The sequence below is a fragment of the Acinetobacter sp. AS5 genome (assembly GCF_048957595.1).
Classification (GTDB): Bacteria; Pseudomonadota; Gammaproteobacteria; order Pseudomonadales; family Moraxellaceae; genus Acinetobacter.
The window spans coordinates 1-18,758 of sequence record NZ_JARDAL010000005.1 but is presented as its reverse complement, the minus strand read 5'-3'; the positions used below and the strand labels follow the sequence as shown (position 1 = coordinate 18,758).

The window sequence follows — 18,758 nt, the reverse complement described above, 5'->3', positions numbered from 1 at the left end:
ATGCATTTTGTGATTAAGATCTGTTTTAAATAACGCGATTCCAGATGGCTTGAATGAAGTCTTTAGGTTGAAAGCACTCATCAAGCACTGAATGTTTTTTTGAGCTTAAAACACAGTTTTTTTTACCAGCATGCGCGTCTGTTAGAAAAATGTCTGCAATTTTCAAACAGACTGAGTGTCGGAATAGAAAAGGTGTTGCTTTTATAAATCTCTCATTTGTTGAATATGATCGTGATGATGATATTCATAAGTTTAAAAGAGATGATAAATCGGTTTGTTTTTCTAAAGGTAATAGATCAAATCAGGATATTTCCAGATGAACATCTAATGAGCGAGCTAGAGATCTAGTGCACTCCATCACTTTTAGAACAATAAAAAATTCAAAATCATCTTGGGCAAAAAATTATGGATTTTACTTTTAACGCATTTTATACCTTGATTGCCGCAGTCATTGTTTTGTTACTCGGCCGATTCCTGGTTAATAAAATCGATTTTTTAAAGCGCTACAATATTCCTGAGCCGGTTGCAGGCGGTTTGGTTGCTGCGATTATCTCATTACTGGTGCATTCACTGTGGGGATACAGCATCACCACCAGTTCAGAGCTACAAACCAGTTTTATGCTGATCTTCTTTGCCTCGATCGGTCTGAGTGCCAACTTTTCCAAGTTGCGTGAAGGCGGTGTCGGTCTGGTAATTTTCCTGTTTGCTATATCGATTTTTATTGTTTTGCAAAATGCAGTCGGTATGAGTCTGGCAACACTGCTTGGTATTGACCCACTGATTGGCCTGATTGCAGGTTCAGTTACCTTAACCGGCGGTCATGGTACTGCGGGTGCATGGGGGGAGATTTTTGAAGTTGAACATGGCATTCAGGGTGCTTTGGCACTGGGTATGGCCAGTGCGACTTTCGGTCTGATCATCGGCGGGATCATTGGTGGACCTTTGGCCAAATTACTGATCAATCGTCATAACCTGGCTACTGCACGTACCGATCAGCAGATCGAAAAGCGTGACAATACACCAATGGATAGCACGACCAACGAATATGTACCGTTTGAATATCCGCATCAGGTGCGTTTAATTACCGCTGATAATGCAATCACGACCTTGGGCCTGTTCGCAGGTTGTTTGGCTTTTGCAGAGTTTATGACGGGTTTCAGTAAAGGTACTGCGTTTGAACTGCCAACATTTGTCTGGGCATTGGCGGGTGGTGTCATCCTGCGTAATGTACTGGAAGGTGTTTTCAAGGTTCAGATTTTTGATCGTGCGATTGATGTGTTCGGTAATGCTTCATTGTCGCTGTACTTGGCGATGGCATTGTTATCATTGAAATTATGGCAATTGGCTGACCTTGCAGGACCACTGATGGTAATTCTGGGTGCGCAAACCATCACCATGGCTTTGTATGCAGCTTTCATCACTTTCCGCCTCATGGGCAAAAACTACGATGCTGCGGTACTTGCAGCAGGTCATTGTGGTTTTGGTATGGGTGCAACGCCAACAGCGGTTGCCAATATGCAGGCGATTACCAATATGTATGGTGCGTCGCATAAGGCCTTCCTGATCGTTCCATTATGTGGGGCGTTCTTCGTTGACTTAATCAATGCTACTGTTATTCAGATGATTTTGAAGTTTTTTGCATAATTTTTATGCCTGATACGATGAGTCATAGGCTCATAAGGATATGACATGAATGATCAGTTAAATGAAACCTTACTCGGCTGGATTAATGCCCTGAATGGCCCTTTATGGGACTTTCTGGTGGTGTTTCTGGTCGCAGTCGGTATTTTCTATACGATCATGACGGGTGCAGTACAAATTCGTTTGTTCTGGCACAGCATGAAAGTCATGAAAAATAGTCGTGGCAAGGTTCAGGATACGCACGGGATTACTCCGTTCCAGGCTTTTGTCACCGGACTGGCAAGCCGGGTCGGGGTGGGCAATGTCGCGGGTGTTGCCATTGCGATTGCAATTGGTGGCCCCGGTGCCGTGTTCTGGATGTGGTTTACTGCCTTTCTGGGCATGAGTTCTGCTTTTGTTGAATCCTCTTTGGCACAGTTGTTTAAGGTGCGTGATAACAAAAACCAGCAATTCCGTGGTGGGCCAGCTTATTACATTACCCAAGGCCTGAAACAGAAATGGCTCGGGATTGTTTTTGCAATTGCATTGATCACGACTTATGGTTTTGTCTTCAATGCAGTTCAGGCCAATGCCATTACCGGAGCAACCTCTCATGCCTGGGGCTGGGATCAGGCGAACCTGATTCTGCCATTAGGCGGCCTGAATCTGGAAATTTCCTGGGTCGGATTGTTTCTGGTCTTGATGACTGCGGTGATCATTTTTGGCGGGATTAAACGGATTGCGAAAGTTGCGGAAAGCTTTGTGCCGTTTATGGCTGTGCTTTATCTGGCTGTGGCTTTGTATATTGCGGTCATCAATTACGATTTGCTCCCATCCATCTTCCAGCTCATTTTCAGTAAAGCCTTTGAATTTGAAGCCGCCGCTGGTGGATTCTTTGGCGCCATGGTATCTATGGCGATGATGATGGGCATCAAGCGTGGTCTGTTCTCTAACGAGGCAGGGATGGGTTCGGCACCGAATGCTGCTGCAGCTTCCGATGTCAAACATCCGGTCAACCAGGGTCTGGTACAGATGCTCGGAGTATTTGTAGATACCTTTGTGGTGTGTTCATGTACCGCGATTATTATTCTGGTTTCGGGTCTGTATGAAAATGCAGGCTTTGAAGGCGTGACCTTGACCCAGATGGCGCTTGAAAGCCAGATTGGTGCTTGGGGTGATGACTTCCTGGCTTTGATTCTGTTCCTGTTTGCCTATTCTTCGATTATTGGTAACTATGCCTATGCCGAAGGAAACGTCCAGTTCATCAATAACAATAGCCGGGTGATGTTGATTTTCCGCTTATTTGTATTGGTCATGGTGTATTTCGGTTCTATCGCCAGTGTGCCGTTGATCTGGAATATGGCAGATCTGTTCATGGGTGTCATGGCAAGCATCAACCTGATCGCAATCCTGTTGCTGATGCCATTCTTGCTGATGCTACTTCGCGACTATACTGGTCAGTTGAAGCGTGGTGTGAAAGAGCCTGAATTTAAACTGGATAACCATCCTAAATTTAAAGACAAGGTCAAATCAGATATCTGGTAAGACTTGAAGCAAAAAGCCCCGATCATTCGGGGCTTTTTTTGTGCCAAAGTTTTATTTAAAAGAAATTTAAATAACTTTGATAAAGCACAAAGCCGAAAATCAGGCTGAACCAGACCGGTAGTTTTGAGCGTAGCAGAGCAATCATCACCGCGACAAAGACCAGGTCGGACCCATAACTAAAATAGCGTTGTGAAAGATCCAGCAATAAATACAGTAACAGTCCCACTACTGCAGCATTGATGCCCATCACCGCCTGATGAATATGGCGCTGCTGCATCAACCACGACCAGTAAGGCAAGGTGGCAAAGATCAAGAAAAATGAAGGTAAAAAGATTGCACAGGTCGCTAACAATGTATTCAGCCAGGCATAAGCCGTCCAAGGCAGCAAAGCACCAATATAACTGGCAAAACTGAATAAAGGTCCCGGCATTAGCTGGGCAAATGCATAGCCAAGATCAAAAGATTGGGCACTGACTAAACCGGTTGTGACAAAGTCCTGATATAGCAAAGGCAGAATCACATGACCACCACCAAATACCAATGAACCGGTTTGATAGAAATTGGAAAAAAATTGCAGTTCCGATTCACCCCATAATTTCCCAGCTAAGGGGAGCAGAACAAACGGCAAGATAAATGCCAGTAACCAATAGGGTGCAGCGGCAGATCGAATATACGGCGAGCTGATTGCCGTTTTGTTAATTTCTTTGGGTTTCGAATCTGATTGGGAAAAATATCCAGCCAAGAGTCCACAGATTGCGCCCAGTATAATGACCAGAATCTGGTTAAAACTTACTGAAACGACTATTAGTAATGCGACAGAGAGGATTAAGACAGCGTATTGCCAAACCGTTTTACAGAAGCTCCTCAGCATTTGCCAGAATGCCCAGGCGATTACAGAAAATACAATTAACTGGATGGTATGAAAGCTGTTTGAGTTTAAAATATGAAAATAGCTTTGACCCAAGAGCGCCACCAAGGTCATCAGAATCATTGAGGGCAGGGTAAAACCCAACCATGCGATCACGGCACCAGTATAGCCCCGTTGCAGATAACCGATCGACAGCCCCACCTGACTGCTGCTCGGCCCGGGTAAAAGTTGCGCCAAAGCGACCAGTTGACTGTACTGGGTGTCATTCAACCATTGCAGTTGGGTCACAAATTTTCGGTGAAAAAACACCAGATGCGCCGCTGGACCACCAAATGAAATGCAGCCCAGTTGCAAGAAAATCAGGAAAATCCGATACAGTGAGATTGAAGACATACAGTTATGGGGAAAAATGAAGATAAAGTAGCTGAACTGTATGACAGTTTTACGAAATTCTACAGACTATTTATGCATGTGTTTATACACTATGCTGCTTTAGATTAATGAGGACATTCTCTGCATGCAGAAATATGTGTTGAGTATGGTGATACTGGGTACATTTGGCCTAAGTGCTTGCCAAACGACCCCAATGACAGCCCAAGCGGCGACCAGTCATCTACAACCTGCTGCACAACGCGGAGAAGCTCAGGCACGTCCAAATCAAATTGATTTTCAAAAGATCAAGCAAACCCAACAGCGTCCGGTAGTTGCTTTAGTCCTAGGCAGTGGCGGTGCGCGTGGTTATGCGCATATTGGTGCGCTGGAAGTACTGGAACAGGCGGGTATTCAACCAGATTTTATTGTTGGAACCAGTGCGGGAAGCATTGTGGGATCCATTTATGCAAGTGGCAAACCGGCGATTGAACTGCGCAATATTGCTCTCAGCATGCGACCGAATGATGTCCGTGATATCAAACTGGCCAGAAAAGGCTTTTTTGATGGCAAAAAAGTTGAAGACTATGTCAATTTGCAGGTCGATCAAACCCCGCTTGAAGCCATGAAAATCCCGATGTTTGTGGTAGCAACCGCGCTGAAAGAAGGCAAGAAAGTCGTCTTTAACCATGGCAATACCGGACAGGCGGTACGTGCTTCAGTCTCGATTCCGAGTATGTTTATTCCGACCATCATTCAAGGTAAAGAATATGTAGATGGTGGTCTAGTCAGTCCGGTGCCGGTCGATGTGGCACGTGAGTTGGGAGCCGACATTGTGATTGCGGTAGATATTCTGGCACAACCCATTCACACGGAAACCAGCAATGTCTGGGGACTGTTTAACCAGAACATCAATATTATGCAGCAACATCTGGCGCATGAAGAATTAAAGCATGCAGATGTGGTGATTCAGCCGGATTTACGCGAAAAAGGCCATATCTTTGATGTCCGTGGCAGGGAACTCACCATGCAGGCTGGTGCCGAGGCGACCCAGTTAAAGTTGATGGAAATTTCACAAGCCTACCAAAAACATGATTATGCTCAAGGACATCGCATTCCACAGTTTGTGGTACATGAACATCAAGCTCAATAAATCTTTTTTTTGAAATTTCTGTTTATCCCTATATCGCAGTATAGGGATATTCACTCAAAAGGATAACGGATCATCGGCTGTAACGCTTAACTGATTGTTATAAAAGATAAGATGATTGCCTATGTGTATCAGTCAGTCGGAATTATCGCAAAAGATAAAATTAATTTTAAATATAACAAATTGAATTATAAGTATATTGTTTTAAATAATAAGCCTTATTCGTCTTAAATCAAAATTTTAATATTATTATTCGTATACTTAAGTTGATCAAATATTCAAAAGCATCGATGTTCATGCCAGAATGCAGTTTGAAAAGATCACTACACAGATGTAGACATCATGATGCATATTAAAATTGGACAGCAGGTCAAACTGGCACAATTCGAACACTATATTTTTACAGTGACCGCGACCCATCAGGATGGTTCTTTTACCGTTGAAACAACCTTGGATGGTCAACAAATTTTAAGTTATCAGAACGTGGCACAGGAAATGCTCAGGCCAGTGATGCTTTAAATCACGCAGAGTCTTTCTATTTTCCTGAATTATTTTTGTTCAGCGCTTAAAACAGTGAAAAATTCTCAGTTGCGGTGTAATCAGCCGCAAATAAATAAGTGTTGATTTATTGGCACTTAACTTTCTAACTGAGATTTTAAGCAATTAAATATATTTTTTTCTGTATGAATACATTTTCTATATCAATAATTGTGATGCTTCATTTGCCGAATTGAACATTTTATTCATGCTAAAAACGCTATAATAATAAACGATAACCTTGTCATTCAAAGAGTTCAAAGAAAACGATGGCCCCTTTAGATCAAATTGCAGCAGTGTCGGATGACCAGTCAGAGTTAACGATGTCAGTTCTCATGACGCCAGATATGGCAAATTTTTCAGGAAATGTTCATGGTGGAACCATTCTGAAATTATTGGATCAGGTGGCGTATGCGTGTGCAAGTCGCTATTCGGGTAGTTATGTCGTGACCTTATCTGTAGACAAGGTGAATTTTAAAGAGCCGATTCACGTCGGTGAACTGGTGACATTCCTGGCCAGTGTGAATCATGTTGGCCGTACCTCGATGGAAATCGGGATTCGTGTAGAAGCCCAGAATATTCAAAAGAGAACGGTACGTCATACCAATAGCTGCTATTTCACCATGGTTGCGGTGGATGAAAATGGTAAACCAAAACAGATTCCAGCTTTGAACCTGGACAATGACTGGAAACGTTGCCGTTTTGAAGCAGCAGAACAGCGTAAAGTCGCGCGTTTGCAAGAAAATCATCATCCTTCTTGCAGCATTTATAAAAAGACTGCACAAAGTTAAGTTAGATCGTGATTGAGAAAAGACCTTCCTTAGAAGGTCTTTTTTTTGATTCAATTTCAGTTTTTTGCTGGAGCTTTGCCATTTTTTACTCTAATATAAAACGATACGTATCGTTTCGATTTTTAAATATTAAAAGTTAAGTAGAAAAATATGAGGAGTTACGAAAAAAGTTCCCGGCGACAGCAGTGCATTTTACAGGCAGTCGCAGATGCGCTGGCAGAATGTGAATATCATCAGCTGACGATTGAAGATGTGGCGGCACGTGCCGGCGTAGGCAAGTCCACGATTTATCGATGGTGGAAACATAAATCGGAACTGGTGCTGGACACTTTCAAACAGCATACAGCTTCGGTATTTGAGCTGGATGCCTCTAAAAGCCTGAAAAGTAATCTTATTCAACAACTTGGTTCTTTATCTCAGGCACTGAATCATCCGGTGGGGCGGGCTTTGCTGGTGGTGATTGCCAATCACCGTGAACTGGCAGGTGAGTTCTTTCAGCAATATCTCTTGCCACGTCGGCAACAGACTCATCAACTGATTCAGCAAGCGATTGAACGGGGAGAAATCCGCGCGGATTATCCTTTTGATTTGATGCTGGATACCTTATACGGCCCGATTCATTACCAGATCATTTTTTTCAACCGGATTCCAGATGAACACTATATCCAGAATCTGGTCGAGTTGGCCTTGTATCCTGTCGCTATTCAAGCCTGAGTTTGTGCTATTTCCCTACAAATTTTAAAAGTTGGTGATTATGTCAGTTAGCGCTGAGCGGTTATGGAATCGCTCATTTATCTTGTGCTTATTCAATAATTTTTTCCTGTTCGTTTATTACTTTGCCTTACTGACCATCTTGCCGATTTACATCATGAAAGATCTGGGCGGTTCGGTAAAAGAAGCTGGGTTGGCGCTGACGCTATTTTTGGCCTCTTCGATTGCGATTCGGCCATTTTCCGGCATGATCATCGAAAAGCTCGGCAAGAAAATCTCGATGCGCGGCGCAGGTGTGATTTTTGCCTTATTTGCCTTTAGTTATTTGCTGGTAGATAGCATGTGGTCGCTGTTGCTGGTGCGTTTTTTACATGGCATCTGGTTCAGTATTTTGACCACGGTGGCAGTACCCGTCGCTAATGAATTTATTCCTGAACAGCGCAAAGGTGAGGGCATGGGTTATTTTGTCATGTCAACCAATCTGGGTGTGGTATTTGGGCCCTTGCTGGCATTGACCGTGATTCAGTTCACCAGCTTCAAGGTCTTATTTGGCATTCTTGCCGTTATTATTTCTTTGGGATTAATCTTTTGCTGGATGCTCAAAATCACAGAGTTACCAAAACCTGAAGCCATAAGCAAAGAGAAAACCAGCTTGAGCTTGCAGGATATTCTGGAAGTCAAAGTTCTGGCGGTAAGTTTCGTGGCTTTATTAACCGCTTTTGCCTACTCGGGCATCATGAGCTTTATTACTGCATTTAGTGAAACCAAGCAGCTTTTAGCCTATACCAGCGTATTCTTTATTGTCTTTGCAGCGTCCATGTTGCTGGTCAGACCTTGGGTTGGAAAGATTTATGACCGTAAGGGACCCAGTGCAGTTATTTATCCTTCATTTATTTTCTTTGCCATTGGTCTGGTGATTGTCAGCCTGATTTCCAATCAATGGATATTATGGTTGTCGGCGGTGTTTATTGGCATCGGTTATGGTTCACTATTCCCATGTTTGCAGACCTTGGCCATTCAGTCGGTCGACAAACAGCGTATGGGACATGCGATTTCAACCTTCTTTACCCTGTTTGATCTGGGTTTAGCGATCGGTTCCGTAGCCATGGGAATATTGATTGCCTATTGGGGCTTTGAAACCACCTATGTTTTGAGTGCTGTACTCGTCATTGTGACGATATTGGTTTATCGTCAGTATGTTGCCAAAAAGCAAAAATAAGCGCCCGGCAAGTTTGGAGTTATAAAATGGAATTAAGACATTTACGTTATTTCGTTACAGTGGCGCAGGAACTGAACTTTACCCGTGCCGCGGAAAAATTAAATACGGTACAGCCATCACTGAGCCAGCAAATCAAGGATCTGGAACGTGAGGTTGGCGTACAGTTGCTGGAGCGGAATAACCGTAAGGTCGGGCTCACTGAAGCCGGTCAGGCATTTTTAAAAGAAGCTTTATTGAGTCTTGAGCATGCAGAGCGCGCCATTCAGACTGCCAGACAGATCGCCAATGCACAGCAGGACCAGCTGAATATCGGTTTTGTCCCGGTCGCGGAAATGAAAGTCTTTCCTTATATCATGCCGAATATCCGCGCGCATTTTCCTGAACTGAAAGCACAGTTTCACAGTCTGACCGATGCAGAGCAGTTTAGTGCCTTAAGAAATGGACAGATCGATATTGCCTTTACCCGTTATCCGGGGCAGTTGAGTGAATTTGATTCGATCCGCATTTTTGATGAGCCTTTAACCTTGATTGTGCCGAAAGATTCCCCGGCTGCGGCCTTGCCCTATGTCAGTATCAAGAGTTTTGAAAATCAGGATTTTGTAATTAGTGATGAGCAGTCCTCACCGCAACTGCATAAGCTGATTCAGGATTTTTTTAAACAGTCCAAATTAAAAGTGAATGTGGTGCAGTATTCCACCAATATTCTGCTCAATGTCAATCTGGTGGGAATGGGCGTGGGCTGGAGTCTGGTGCCAGCCTATGTGATTCCATTGCTCGGCGATAATATTGTGGTGAAAAAGACCCTAGAACCGTTACCGATGATTGGACTGTATGCCAATTATCGCAAGGATCAAAAACATGTGGTGATTGATCTGATTTTAAAAGTATTAAAAGAAAAGTTTTGTGTGGATCTTTTCTAATATCTGCATTGTTGATCAGCCTATCTAAAAAGCCGTGCGACAGAAATGATCTGTAGCACATCCTTTTAAATCGGGACTGCAAATCACTTTATACTGAACATCTAATAATAAAAAAATGGTTGAAGCAGGATGATGAAGCTCTATAACAACCCGCAATCACGTGGCCTGACCTTGTTGCCTTTACTGAAAGAATTGCAGATTGAAGACCAGATTGAACAGGTGGAAGTCGCCTATGAGCATATGCATCAGCAGGCGTATACACAGATCAATCCGATGGGAAAAGTTCCCTGTCTGGTGGATCAAGGTGTCATTATTTCAGAAATGGCCGCTATTTTTATCTATCTGGCAGATAAATATCGTGACAAAGGCTTAGCACCTGCTTTGGATGATCCGAAGCGTGGGGCGTATTTAAAATGGATGTTTTTCTGTCATGGACCCTTTACCGAATATATCGATATAAAAAATTTACAGGTGTCGCCAGAAAATATTGAAAAGAACCGGAGAAGTTTAAGTTTTGGGAATGAAGCAGCCGTGTTTGATTTTCTGAAACAGGGCGTCGGGCAGGCCAGTCCCTATCTGTTGGGTGAAAAAGTCTCGGCGGTGGATCTCTATGTGGCTTACTGTTTAATCTTCGCGATCTCTGCGAAAATTTTACCGAAATTTGATGAGTTCAGACCTTTTTTGCAGCAGATGGCTCGTCGTGATTCCCTGAAAGATATCCCGTAGTTTCAGGAATACCGAGTCTAATTCCCCAGTCTATATATTGTCCGGAATATATAAAAATAATAAAAAAAACCACGCCGAAGCGTGGTGAAAAGTGACCCTAATATTATTTCAGGTAAAGCTTTTTAAACAGTTGCTGGCTGGTGCTTTCCATCGATTGAGGAATGGCCAGAGCAGCTACGAAACGGTCAGGACGCAAGATCACAACTGAATCAGACGTGTTGCCAAACCACGAGCGGATATCTGTGCCGATATCACCAATGGTGATGACATCTTCATACTGTTTACGCTGGCTATTTTGCAATTGCACCGCAGGAATTACCTGAATGAATTTCACGCCGAGCGTTTTCCACTGTTGCAACGTATCTGGGCTCAGACCCCATTTCGGATCGACACCCCAGGCAATAATCGCAAAATCATTGCCGATCACTTCATCCAGTAATACGGTTTCACCCGAAGCCAGCTGAACCTGAGGCTGGATAAGCATTTTGCCGACTGGAGAGTTCTTGGCTCCCTTGCTCAAAAGTGCGCCGTCATGATATTTCGGCATTGGTTTGAAGCGCATTTCCAGCAGATACTGCTTGATCGGTTTGATATAGTTCAGGGCATAGGCAATGCCGTCACGAACAAAACCTTGCCATTTTTTCGGTGGTGCCAATACGTGACCTGCCATCACCGACAGGTCAATCATCGCCTTGGCATGGTCTTTACGTTCGATCTGATAAGAATCTAAAAGTGCTGGGCCAGCTTTGCCTTGAACAACCAGCGCCATTTTCCAAGCCAGATTAAAGGCATCACGCATACCGCTGTTATAACCCTGACCTTGCCATACCGGCATAATGTGCGCTGCATCACCGGCAAGTAAAATACGGTCGACACGGAACTTGTCGGCAATACGGGCATTATGGGTATAGACACGCTGACGGATCACTTCGATACCATCTGTGCTTGGTAAAACCTTAGAAAGAAGTTTGGCAATATTTTCCGGTTTGCTCAGTTCTTCCTGCGTTTCACCCGGCATAACCATAAATTCAAACCGGCGAATACCATGTGGCAATGCGGCTGATACATAAGGACGAACCGGATCACAACATAAGTAAATATGTGGTGTAGCAAGCGGATCATTCTCAAGGTCAATCACGATCCATTGATTCGGTGCGGTTTCACCTTCAAAAGCAATGCCCAGGTTGCGGCGCACATAGGAATTACCGCCATCACAGGCAATCAGGTATTGAGCGCGGATGGTTTCTGCATCATCCTCTTTATTTTTCAGGTTAAGTGTTACGCCGTCAGCATCTTGACTAAACTGGGTCAATTGACGAGAAAACAGCACTTGCGTGTTTTTATATTGCTTTAAGCCTTGCAGTAGGACGTTATCAACTTGTGGTTGAATAAAGGCATTACGGCGCGAGAAACCAAACTCACGTGTTAAAGGTTGAATATCAGCAAAACAGCGACCTTTAGGCGTCAAGAAGCGCATCGCATGATTCGGAGTGGTATGCGGTAAGACTTGATCGACTAAACCCAAAGATTGAATGGTACGCAAGGATTCATCATCGATTCCAATCGCACGTGGATAATCAATCAAACTATCCAGTTGCTCGACAATTGTGACAGTTACGCCTTGCTTGCTCAGATAGTTGGCAATGGTTAAGCCGACAGGGCCGGCGCCCAGAATTGCCACTTCAGTAGTGTAGTTAGTATTGCTCATAGCGAATGTCCACTCAATCGACTTGCATTTGATGCTATTAAGGGACAGTTAGAAGCTAGAAACAAGTTAGGCGATAGTAGCTTAAGTATATGGATGATATTGGAATGAAATAGGTAATTTTTAAATAAGTATTTGAATTAAAATATAAAAATAATAAAAGCTTAATAGCTAGTATTAATTCTATGATCATTTTTGACTATGGTGATAAATGGATTTTGCGCAATAAAAATGCTGAACCAGCATCAAGCATGATTCAGCATCGAATAAGATCGGGGCAGTATAGGACAAAGCCTACTGGAGAATTACTGTCCCTGATATTTTCATTGAAGGATTAAACGAGTCGTTCAATTAATTAACGTGCAGCAGGTTTTGCAGGGGGCGTGCTTTCTATAGCAGCTTCAGAGGCAGCAGGCTGCTCTGCAGATGCACCTGCAACAGGAGCATTCGATTCAGGTAATTCTTGTGTAGTCACAATCACTTTTTCTTCTGCAGTGGTGGTTTTCGCATCTGTGGTTTTGCTGTCAGCAAAACTGGTGGCTGCAGCAGCAGTAAGCGTAGTGGCAAGTAAGATTTGTGCATATTTCATTTTTGGCATCCTTTTATTCATGTCATGTAATCTGCCGAGCTGACCATCACATCAATTCGACAGATGCCCATCCTAAGCACTGAAATTTTACTGAGCAAATCAATTAACAAAAGCGACACGCAGGGAATAACCTTGTAGATACAAAACTGAGAAAGTTGTTTTATTTCTGTTAATTATGCGGAGTTTTATTTAATGAAAGTGTGTGTGAATATTTCAAGAGTCCAATTTGAAATAAAAGTTAACATAGAAAATTGGTAATTTGGGATCATTCCATTAATTTTTATCTCTGTGATTTTCACGCCGTGTTTGCGAAGAACACGCATTTTAAAGTCACACTGTGCTTTATAATGCAGAGTATTGCTATTTCTATTCAATCTCTTGAGAGTCGATTTTGAAAATTCTGTCAGCGTCGCAGGCTATTCCTGTCCATATCATTTCCGGATTTTTGGGTGCAGGTAAAACCACACTACTCAAACATTTATTACAGCAAAAACCGGAACAGGAAATCTGGGCTGTGCTAATGAATGAATTCGGCCAGATTGGGGTAGACCAGCAGTTATTGCCGCAAGATCAGGGTTATGCGGTCAAAGAGCTGTTGGGTGGTTGTCTATGTTGCAGTAGCCAATTGCCGATGCAGATTGCCTTGTCACGCCTGCTGTCAGAAGTGAAACCGGATCGTCTGTTTATCGAACCTACCGGACTGGGGCATCCGGGACAATTACTGGAACAGCTGACCGAACCGCACTGGCACAGCCATTTAAATATGCAGGCTTTAGTCACTGTGGTGGATGGTTCGCGTTTGCATGATCGGGATTGGTCTCAGCAAAACCTGTATGCGGACCAGCTCAAGGCAGCGCATATTGTGGTGATTTCACATACTGACTTGATGACAGCCGCAGATCACGCAGCGCTCATGCAACTTCAGGCCGAATATCAACCTTATGCTCAACAGTGGTTGGTCGCTGAGCAAGGGCAACTCGATATCGAACAGATCAAACAGGACTATCGGGGTTCTGCCCGTCAGATTCAGCCTTTGTTAAAACAGCAACAGATCACCCGTTCAGCGGATACGCCCGTAGTGATTCAGCAGATGCCTTATCATTATGTAGAAAGTGCGCAGGGTTATCAGGTCGCGGGCTGGAAATTGCCAAAACGCTGGCAATTTAATTTTTATGATCTGTTGGATCTGCTCTGTGAACAAAAAGACTGGCTCAGAATCAAAGGGATTTTTCATACCGACCAAGGCTGGAAAAGCTTTAATTTTAATCCTGAGCAGTTTAATTATCAGTCAGCAGATGAAGGCATTGATAACCGGGTAGAAGTGATTTATCAACAGTCACGGGATTGGCTGGCATTTGAAACAGCCTTGATGCAATGTCGTATGGATCTGGAGAAATAACGGCACTGTTTCTAGTACGTTGAATGAATTATTGGCCTAAATCTGTTCAGCAAAATAGCGCTAAATCTTATATGCTAGGCGCCAAATTTGAGGATTATGTGATGGCGTTAAAAGCGACGATTTATAAGGTTGATTTGAATATTGCGGACATGGATACGCATCGTTATGCAGACTATCAGCTGACGATGGCGCTGCATCCTTCAGAAACCATTGAACGCTTGATGGTGCGTATTTTGGCCTATGCACGCTATGCCGATGAAGCGCTGGAATTTACCAAGGATCTTTTTGAAACCGATGAACCGGCACTCTGGGAAAAAGATCTGACCGGTCAACTGGTCAAATGGATTGAAGTCGGTAGCCCGGATGAAGATAAAGTCAAAAAGGCCAGTGCGCGTTGCAAGCAGGTCGCAGTTGTCACCTATGGTTCTGCGGTGGATGAATGGTATAAGCGCAGCAGCAAATTAAAAACCTTAAAAAATGTGGAAGTGTGGAAGTTATCTACCGCAACCACCGACGCATTGCCACAATTATGCGAACGCACCATGCAGTTACAGCTCAATGTGATGGATGGTGAATGGACCTTGATCGGTGATCAGGGCCAGGTGCTGGTGGAGTGGGAACAGTTACAATAAGGCCAAATAAGGATGCAAGTCTGGACTTGTATCCTGTAGCTCAAATTGCGTATATCTGAGGGATAAGAATACGCAGGGTTGCACCATGTACCATGAACTTTATGATTTACTGCTGGCTGTCGCGATCGGCGCAATTATTGGTGCAGAGCGTGAGTATCACAGTAAATCTGCCGGACTGCGTACCATGATTATGGTCAGTCTGAGTTCCTGTTTATTTACCATTATCTCCCTGAAAATAGGCGTGGCCAATCCTGACCGGCTGGCCGCCAATGTCTTGACTGGACTGGGTTTTCTAGGTGCTGGTGTTATCCTGAAAGATGATAACCGTATTTCCGGGATTACCACCGCAACCACGATCTGGATGACAGCCGCACTCGGCATGGCGGTCGGTGCAGGCTATGAACTCTTAAGTATTTGGGCTACTTTTATTGTCATGGTGGTGCTGGTTCTATTGATGTATGTCCAGCGCGGCATTGAATCTCTGAATCAGGAACGCAACTATGAAATCGTTTGTCCATTTGATCAAAATGATTCCGATCACTACGAAATGTTATTTAAACGTTATCAGTTAAAAGTGGTGCATTCCTCACAAAAAAAAATTGATCAACAGATTGTCGGACGCTGGATTCTGATGGGATCGGCCAAGAATCATCAAGAATTAACCCAGTATTTACTCAATGATAAGAATATTCAGGAACTCAGCTTTTAACCCATCAATGGCCCAGACTTAAAAATATAGAGCATTCCAGTTTATACTGAGCTTTGAATTTTATGCTCCTCTCAGGTAAATAACCATGATCAACGAACTTGAAATTATTGATTTAAAAGTAGGCGAAGGTAAAGAAGCGGTAAAAGGTGCCTTAATTACCACGCACTATACTGGCTGGCTGGAAGATGGAACCAAGTTCGATTCTTCAATTGACCGCGGTAATTATTTTGAAACTGTTATTGGTACCGGTCGTGTGATCAAAGGTTGGGATCAGGGTATTCTGGGGATGAAAGTTGGCGGTAAGCGTAAACTGATGGTGCCTGCACATTTGGCCTATGGCGAACGTAAAATGGGTAAAGTCATTCCCGCCAATTCCAACCTGATTTTTGAAATTGAACTGTTTGATGTAAAAACACGTGATTAAAATCATTTAACTAGCTGAATATAAATTATATTTTTTATTTAAAGATGTACGGTGATTCCGGTGCAGTCGCTTCAAAATAGGCTGTGCCGGAGAAGCTACAAAAAACATCTAAAAAGATTTGAAATCAAAAATATTCCTTGTAGATTATAAGAATAATAAAGAATTATTTTGAGATATAACGTATTTGCATAACTTGATAAGGAATGTCTGTTTTTTCGTATTTGTCTGTGCCTTGAGCTGGATGACTTGCATCATAAGTTCAGCAATCGCTCAGGATGAACTCCCTTCGCCGTCATTTCAGCAGCAATCTCACGACCATATTACTGAAGTTCATTTTACCGAACATAGCACTAGTGCCTTGCAGGGAAAATGGCTGTTTTATCCGAGTCAGTTTATTGTTCAGCCCAGCCCCGTACTCCAGTCAAAAACAGTTGAATTGCCAGCCTCTTTTAAAACTCTGGCGGGTTCAAACTCTGGCTACGGTACCTTTATTGGTTATTTTAAAATTCCGAAAGAATTTCTCGGGCGACGCATCGCGATTCGGATTCCAACCCAATACGGCGCCTATCGGGTATATGTCAATGGACAGTTTATTGTCCGTCTCGGGGAAATCAGTACCACACCTGACAAACAGGTGACTGAGAAAGCACCGCGTATTGGCTATTTTGTTCCAGACACTGAGTATATTACCTTAAGCATTCAGGCTTCCAATTATACCCACTTGCATGGCGGTCTCGAACGACCAATGCAGATCGGCGTTGCAGGTACCATCAATCGCCAATTCCAGCAGTTGATGATGAGTATCGCCATGGTGTGTGGGGCGGTGCTTGGGGTGGGGGTGTTTACCATTCTATTTTCGGTATTCAGGGGATCACGAGAACGTAACAGTAAAAGTATCTTTGTTTTTGGCTGGTTTATTGTCTTTTTGGCCCTGCATAATCTGTTTTCTGCACCTTATGCCTATACGGTATTTAGCAATATCAACTGGCTGTGGGGAGCCCGCTTAGAGTATCTGTTTACTTTTATTGCTGCCTTCTTTTTTCTCAGTTATATGCATCTGTTTAACCGGCGCTATTTAAATCCGGTGATTTATTATATCGCGGTGGCATTACTGGTCTTTAATATTATTTTTACATTATTCTCACCTCCTGAGATATTTGAACGTCTGGCCCTATTTAGTGCGATTTTTGCCTTGGTCATCATCGTTAATTTTATTTACGGCTTTTATCAGACCTTACGTTATAAAGAGCATTATTCGCGTTTAAATCTGATTGCGATTATTTTTCTTTGTGTCACCTTTTTGAATGATTATCTGTTGCTGATCAATGCAATTAAAACCACGTATCTGTTTTTTATCTCTACCAGTGTTTATGCCTTATTAATTATGTTTCAGCAGTCCAGACATTATGCACATCAAACTTATGAGACTGAACAGCTAAACCTGAACCTGATCGCGCTCAATAATTCGCTCGATCAAAAAGTTAAAGAACGGACCCAGCAACTGCGTGAAGTGAATGCCAAACTGGAACAGCAAATGAATATTGATGCGCTGACTGGAGCTTTTAACCGGCGTGCCTTAAATCATGAAATCCAGCAGCAGTTTTTGCAGACCCAACAGCAGCCGCAACATACCTTGATTTTTGCCATGCTCGATGTCGATTTTTTTAAAAACTATAATGACTATTATGGCCACTTAAAAGGCGATGAAATCCTGAAAAATCTGGTCAGGATTATTCAAGGCGCTTTGCCACCGTCTGGCTATCTGGCACGTTATGGTGGTGAAGAGTTTGCGATTCTGCTCACTGGAATGCCGGTTCAAACTGCCCTGAAAAATCTGGAAAATGTGTTAAACCAGATTCGGGAACAGCGTATGCAACATCTGAATCGGCCAGATGCGAAAGATTATGTGACGGTCAGTATGGGTGCGGCCTGGGTTGAACAAAAACATGGCTATGCAGATATTCATGAATTGATGAAAGCGGCAGATGTGCAGCTTTATGCCGCCAAACAGGCAGGACGTGATCAGTTGAAAATTGAAAAAGAGGCCGATTAAAAAATATATTTATACAGATAACGCGATTCATCTTCTGACTCGGCAGAATGGGGATGAAAGCCGCAGTGTTGATAATAACTTAAGGCAGTTTGAGTAGACTGTATTTCAATCTGATGAATTTTTTTCTTTAATAAAGTGCGATGCATTTGATGAAATAACTGGGTGCCGAACCCCAGTCTTTGGCAGTGTTGGGCCACATAATGCATCCGGATTTCTCCAGCATCACTGACCAATAAGAACCCGACGACCTTGTCATAGATGAGATAAACCCAGCAATCGTTATAAAGCATATCGACAATCAGGCTGGCATGATCAAACTTTTCTAGCCAGGTTTGAATTTTGCTTTCTTCACGCTGATGATCCAGTACGCAAGATTGAATGCTGTCATGAATGACCTGAATAATTTGAGGTATATCTTCGACCCTCCCTTCACGAATCATAATATTATTCATTTTCTCGAACAGTTATAGGGAAGGTTTATTTGATAAAAAAGAAGAGGGTAAAAAACAGAACAATATTGTAGTTTTTTGAGAATCTTTGCTGTGATTTATCAATGTGAAGATCGGTTCTGTTGCTGATTTGTCCTGTTTGTTTATCTCAAGTTCTTGAATCTCATTACAGCGTTAAAAATAAAAAAATTAAAGCAAATTAATTTTTGAATAAATCGAAGTTCGAATCTGGGCACAAATGAGTAAGCAGAGAAGATAAATAGTAGGTGGTGTTTTAAAAAGTATGCTGACATTAAATGAAGCCATTATTGATGTAAAAGAAGGTTAAGTCGAAGGCTTTAA

General features: G+C 42.9%; 18 protein-coding genes. 14 read left to right on the top strand and 4 right to left on the bottom strand.

Going from position 1 to position 18,758, the window contains the following annotated elements:
• The first annotated feature begins 405 nt into the window (after positions 1-405).
• Positions 406-1,644, top strand: a complete 1,239-nt coding sequence (gene gltS / locus PV763_RS03090) for a sodium/glutamate symporter (protein ID WP_420937322.1) — start codon at positions 406-408, stop codon at positions 1,642-1,644.
• Positions 1,645-1,689: 45 nt separating this feature from the next.
• A complete protein-coding gene (locus tag PV763_RS03085) occupies positions 1,690-3,165 on the top strand; it encodes an alanine/glycine:cation symporter family protein (RefSeq protein ID WP_005252633.1) in 1,476 nt (491 codons plus the stop codon).
• Between the two features lie 55 nt (positions 3,166-3,220).
• Here the strand turns inward: PV763_RS03085 and chrA are convergent, their stop codons facing one another.
• Complete coding sequence (gene chrA / locus PV763_RS03080; RefSeq protein ID WP_420937321.1) at positions 3,221-4,426, bottom strand: chromate efflux transporter; 1,206 nt, start codon at positions 4,424-4,426, stop codon at positions 3,221-3,223.
• Between the two features lie 124 nt (positions 4,427-4,550).
• Between chrA and PV763_RS03075 the strand changes: the two genes are divergently transcribed.
• The 7 genes from PV763_RS03075 to PV763_RS03045 all read left to right on the top strand — a co-directional run bounded on the left by PV763_RS03075 (position 4,551) and on the right by PV763_RS03045 (position 10,456).
• Positions 4,551-5,555, top strand: a complete 1,005-nt coding sequence (locus PV763_RS03075) for a patatin-like phospholipase family protein (protein WP_311203747.1) — start codon at positions 4,551-4,553, stop codon at positions 5,553-5,555.
• A gap of 339 nt (positions 5,556-5,894) precedes the next feature.
• Positions 5,895-6,071, top strand: a complete 177-nt coding sequence (locus tag PV763_RS03070; RefSeq protein ID WP_004731959.1) for a hypothetical protein — start codon at positions 5,895-5,897, stop codon at positions 6,069-6,071.
• Between the two features lie 287 nt (positions 6,072-6,358).
• On the top strand, positions 6,359-6,880 hold the full coding sequence (locus tag PV763_RS03065) for an acyl-CoA thioesterase (RefSeq protein WP_004280680.1): 522 nt from the start codon (positions 6,359-6,361) through the stop codon (positions 6,878-6,880).
• 150 nt (positions 6,881-7,030) lie between these two features.
• A complete protein-coding gene (locus tag PV763_RS03060; protein ID WP_420937320.1) occupies positions 7,031-7,594 on the top strand; it encodes a TetR/AcrR family transcriptional regulator in 564 nt (187 codons plus the stop codon).
• A gap of 40 nt (positions 7,595-7,634) precedes the next feature.
• On the top strand, positions 7,635-8,810 hold the full coding sequence (locus tag PV763_RS03055) for an MFS transporter (RefSeq protein WP_253174385.1): 1,176 nt from the start codon (positions 7,635-7,637) through the stop codon (positions 8,808-8,810).
• A 26-nt stretch (positions 8,811-8,836) separates the two neighbouring features.
• Positions 8,837-9,730, top strand: a complete 894-nt coding sequence (locus tag PV763_RS03050) for a LysR substrate-binding domain-containing protein (RefSeq protein ID WP_191112525.1) — start codon at positions 8,837-8,839, stop codon at positions 9,728-9,730.
• A 132-nt stretch (positions 9,731-9,862) separates the two neighbouring features.
• Positions 9,863-10,456: a glutathione S-transferase family protein gene (locus PV763_RS03045; RefSeq protein WP_420937327.1), complete on the top strand. Its 594-nt coding sequence runs from the start codon at positions 9,863-9,865 to the stop codon at positions 10,454-10,456.
• Positions 10,457-10,559: 103 nt separating this feature from the next.
• Here PV763_RS03045 and PV763_RS03040 read toward each other — a convergent pair whose 3' ends face one another.
• Together PV763_RS03040 and PV763_RS03035 are read right to left on the bottom strand one after the other, a co-directional pair.
• Positions 10,560-12,164 (bottom strand): bifunctional 3-(3-hydroxy-phenyl)propionate/3-hydroxycinnamic acid hydroxylase, encoded by a 1,605-nt coding sequence (locus PV763_RS03040; RefSeq protein ID WP_420937319.1) that lies wholly within the window; start codon positions 12,162-12,164, stop codon positions 10,560-10,562.
• A 352-nt stretch (positions 12,165-12,516) separates the two neighbouring features.
• Positions 12,517-12,750, bottom strand: a complete 234-nt coding sequence (locus tag PV763_RS03035; protein ID WP_219308707.1) for a hypothetical protein — start codon at positions 12,748-12,750, stop codon at positions 12,517-12,519.
• Positions 12,751-13,141: 391 nt separating this feature from the next.
• On the opposite strand from PV763_RS03035, the gene PV763_RS03030 reads away from it, so the two are divergent.
• From PV763_RS03030 to PV763_RS03010, 5 genes are all read left to right on the top strand, one after another.
• Positions 13,142-14,149 carry a CobW family GTP-binding protein gene (locus tag PV763_RS03030; RefSeq protein ID WP_420937318.1) on the top strand — a complete coding sequence of 336 codons (1,008 nt, stop codon included), beginning with the start codon at positions 13,142-13,144 and terminating at the stop codon, positions 14,147-14,149.
• 101 nt (positions 14,150-14,250) lie between these two features.
• Positions 14,251-14,781, top strand: coding sequence for a YaeQ family protein (locus PV763_RS03025; protein WP_026056583.1), 531 nt, complete (start codon positions 14,251-14,253; stop codon positions 14,779-14,781).
• Between the two features lie 85 nt (positions 14,782-14,866).
• Positions 14,867-15,490 carry an MgtC/SapB family protein gene (locus PV763_RS03020; RefSeq protein WP_420937317.1) on the top strand — a complete coding sequence of 208 codons (624 nt, stop codon included), beginning with the start codon at positions 14,867-14,869 and terminating at the stop codon, positions 15,488-15,490.
• An 85-nt stretch (positions 15,491-15,575) separates the two neighbouring features.
• On the top strand, positions 15,576-15,914 hold the full coding sequence (locus tag PV763_RS03015) for an FKBP-type peptidyl-prolyl cis-trans isomerase (protein WP_004280661.1): 339 nt from the start codon (positions 15,576-15,578) through the stop codon (positions 15,912-15,914).
• 241 nt (positions 15,915-16,155) lie between these two features.
• The gene (locus tag PV763_RS03010; RefSeq protein ID WP_420937316.1) at positions 16,156-17,967 is read left to right on the top strand and encodes a diguanylate cyclase domain-containing protein; all 1,812 of its coding nucleotides are present in this window, start codon (positions 16,156-16,158) and stop codon (positions 17,965-17,967) included.
• Here PV763_RS03010 and PV763_RS03005 read toward each other — a convergent pair.
• Complete coding sequence (locus PV763_RS03005) at positions 17,964-18,431, bottom strand: GNAT family N-acetyltransferase (RefSeq protein WP_420937326.1); 468 nt, start codon at positions 18,429-18,431, stop codon at positions 17,964-17,966. The genes PV763_RS03010 and PV763_RS03005 overlap by 4 nt on opposite strands.
• Positions 18,432-18,758 lie beyond the last annotated feature (327 nt).

Coding starts and splice junctions, on each gene's coding strand:
- gltS (WP_420937322.1), top strand. CDS start 406: ATGGATTTTACTTTTAACGCATTTTATACCTTGATTGCCGCAGTCATT.
- PV763_RS03085 (WP_005252633.1), top strand. CDS start 1,690: ATGAATGATCAGTTAAATGAAACCTTACTCGGCTGGATTAATGCCCTG.
- chrA (WP_420937321.1), bottom strand. CDS start 4,426: ATGTCTTCAATCTCACTGTATCGGATTTTCCTGATTTTCTTGCAACTG.
- PV763_RS03075 (WP_311203747.1), top strand. CDS start 4,551: ATGCAGAAATATGTGTTGAGTATGGTGATACTGGGTACATTTGGCCTA.
- PV763_RS03070 (WP_004731959.1), top strand. CDS start 5,895: ATGATGCATATTAAAATTGGACAGCAGGTCAAACTGGCACAATTCGAA.
- PV763_RS03065 (WP_004280680.1), top strand. CDS start 6,359: ATGGCCCCTTTAGATCAAATTGCAGCAGTGTCGGATGACCAGTCAGAG.
- PV763_RS03060 (WP_420937320.1), top strand. CDS start 7,031: ATGAGGAGTTACGAAAAAAGTTCCCGGCGACAGCAGTGCATTTTACAG.
- PV763_RS03055 (WP_253174385.1), top strand. CDS start 7,635: ATGTCAGTTAGCGCTGAGCGGTTATGGAATCGCTCATTTATCTTGTGC.
- PV763_RS03050 (WP_191112525.1), top strand. CDS start 8,837: ATGGAATTAAGACATTTACGTTATTTCGTTACAGTGGCGCAGGAACTG.
- PV763_RS03045 (WP_420937327.1), top strand. CDS start 9,863: ATGAAGCTCTATAACAACCCGCAATCACGTGGCCTGACCTTGTTGCCT.
- PV763_RS03040 (WP_420937319.1), bottom strand. CDS start 12,164: ATGAGCAATACTAACTACACTACTGAAGTGGCAATTCTGGGCGCCGGC.
- PV763_RS03035 (WP_219308707.1), bottom strand. CDS start 12,750: ATGAAATATGCACAAATCTTACTTGCCACTACGCTTACTGCTGCTGCA.
- PV763_RS03025 (WP_026056583.1), top strand. CDS start 14,251: ATGGCGTTAAAAGCGACGATTTATAAGGTTGATTTGAATATTGCGGAC.
- PV763_RS03020 (WP_420937317.1), top strand. CDS start 14,867: ATGTACCATGAACTTTATGATTTACTGCTGGCTGTCGCGATCGGCGCA.
- PV763_RS03015 (WP_004280661.1), top strand. CDS start 15,576: ATGATCAACGAACTTGAAATTATTGATTTAAAAGTAGGCGAAGGTAAA.
- PV763_RS03010 (WP_420937316.1), top strand. CDS start 16,156: ATGACTTGCATCATAAGTTCAGCAATCGCTCAGGATGAACTCCCTTCG.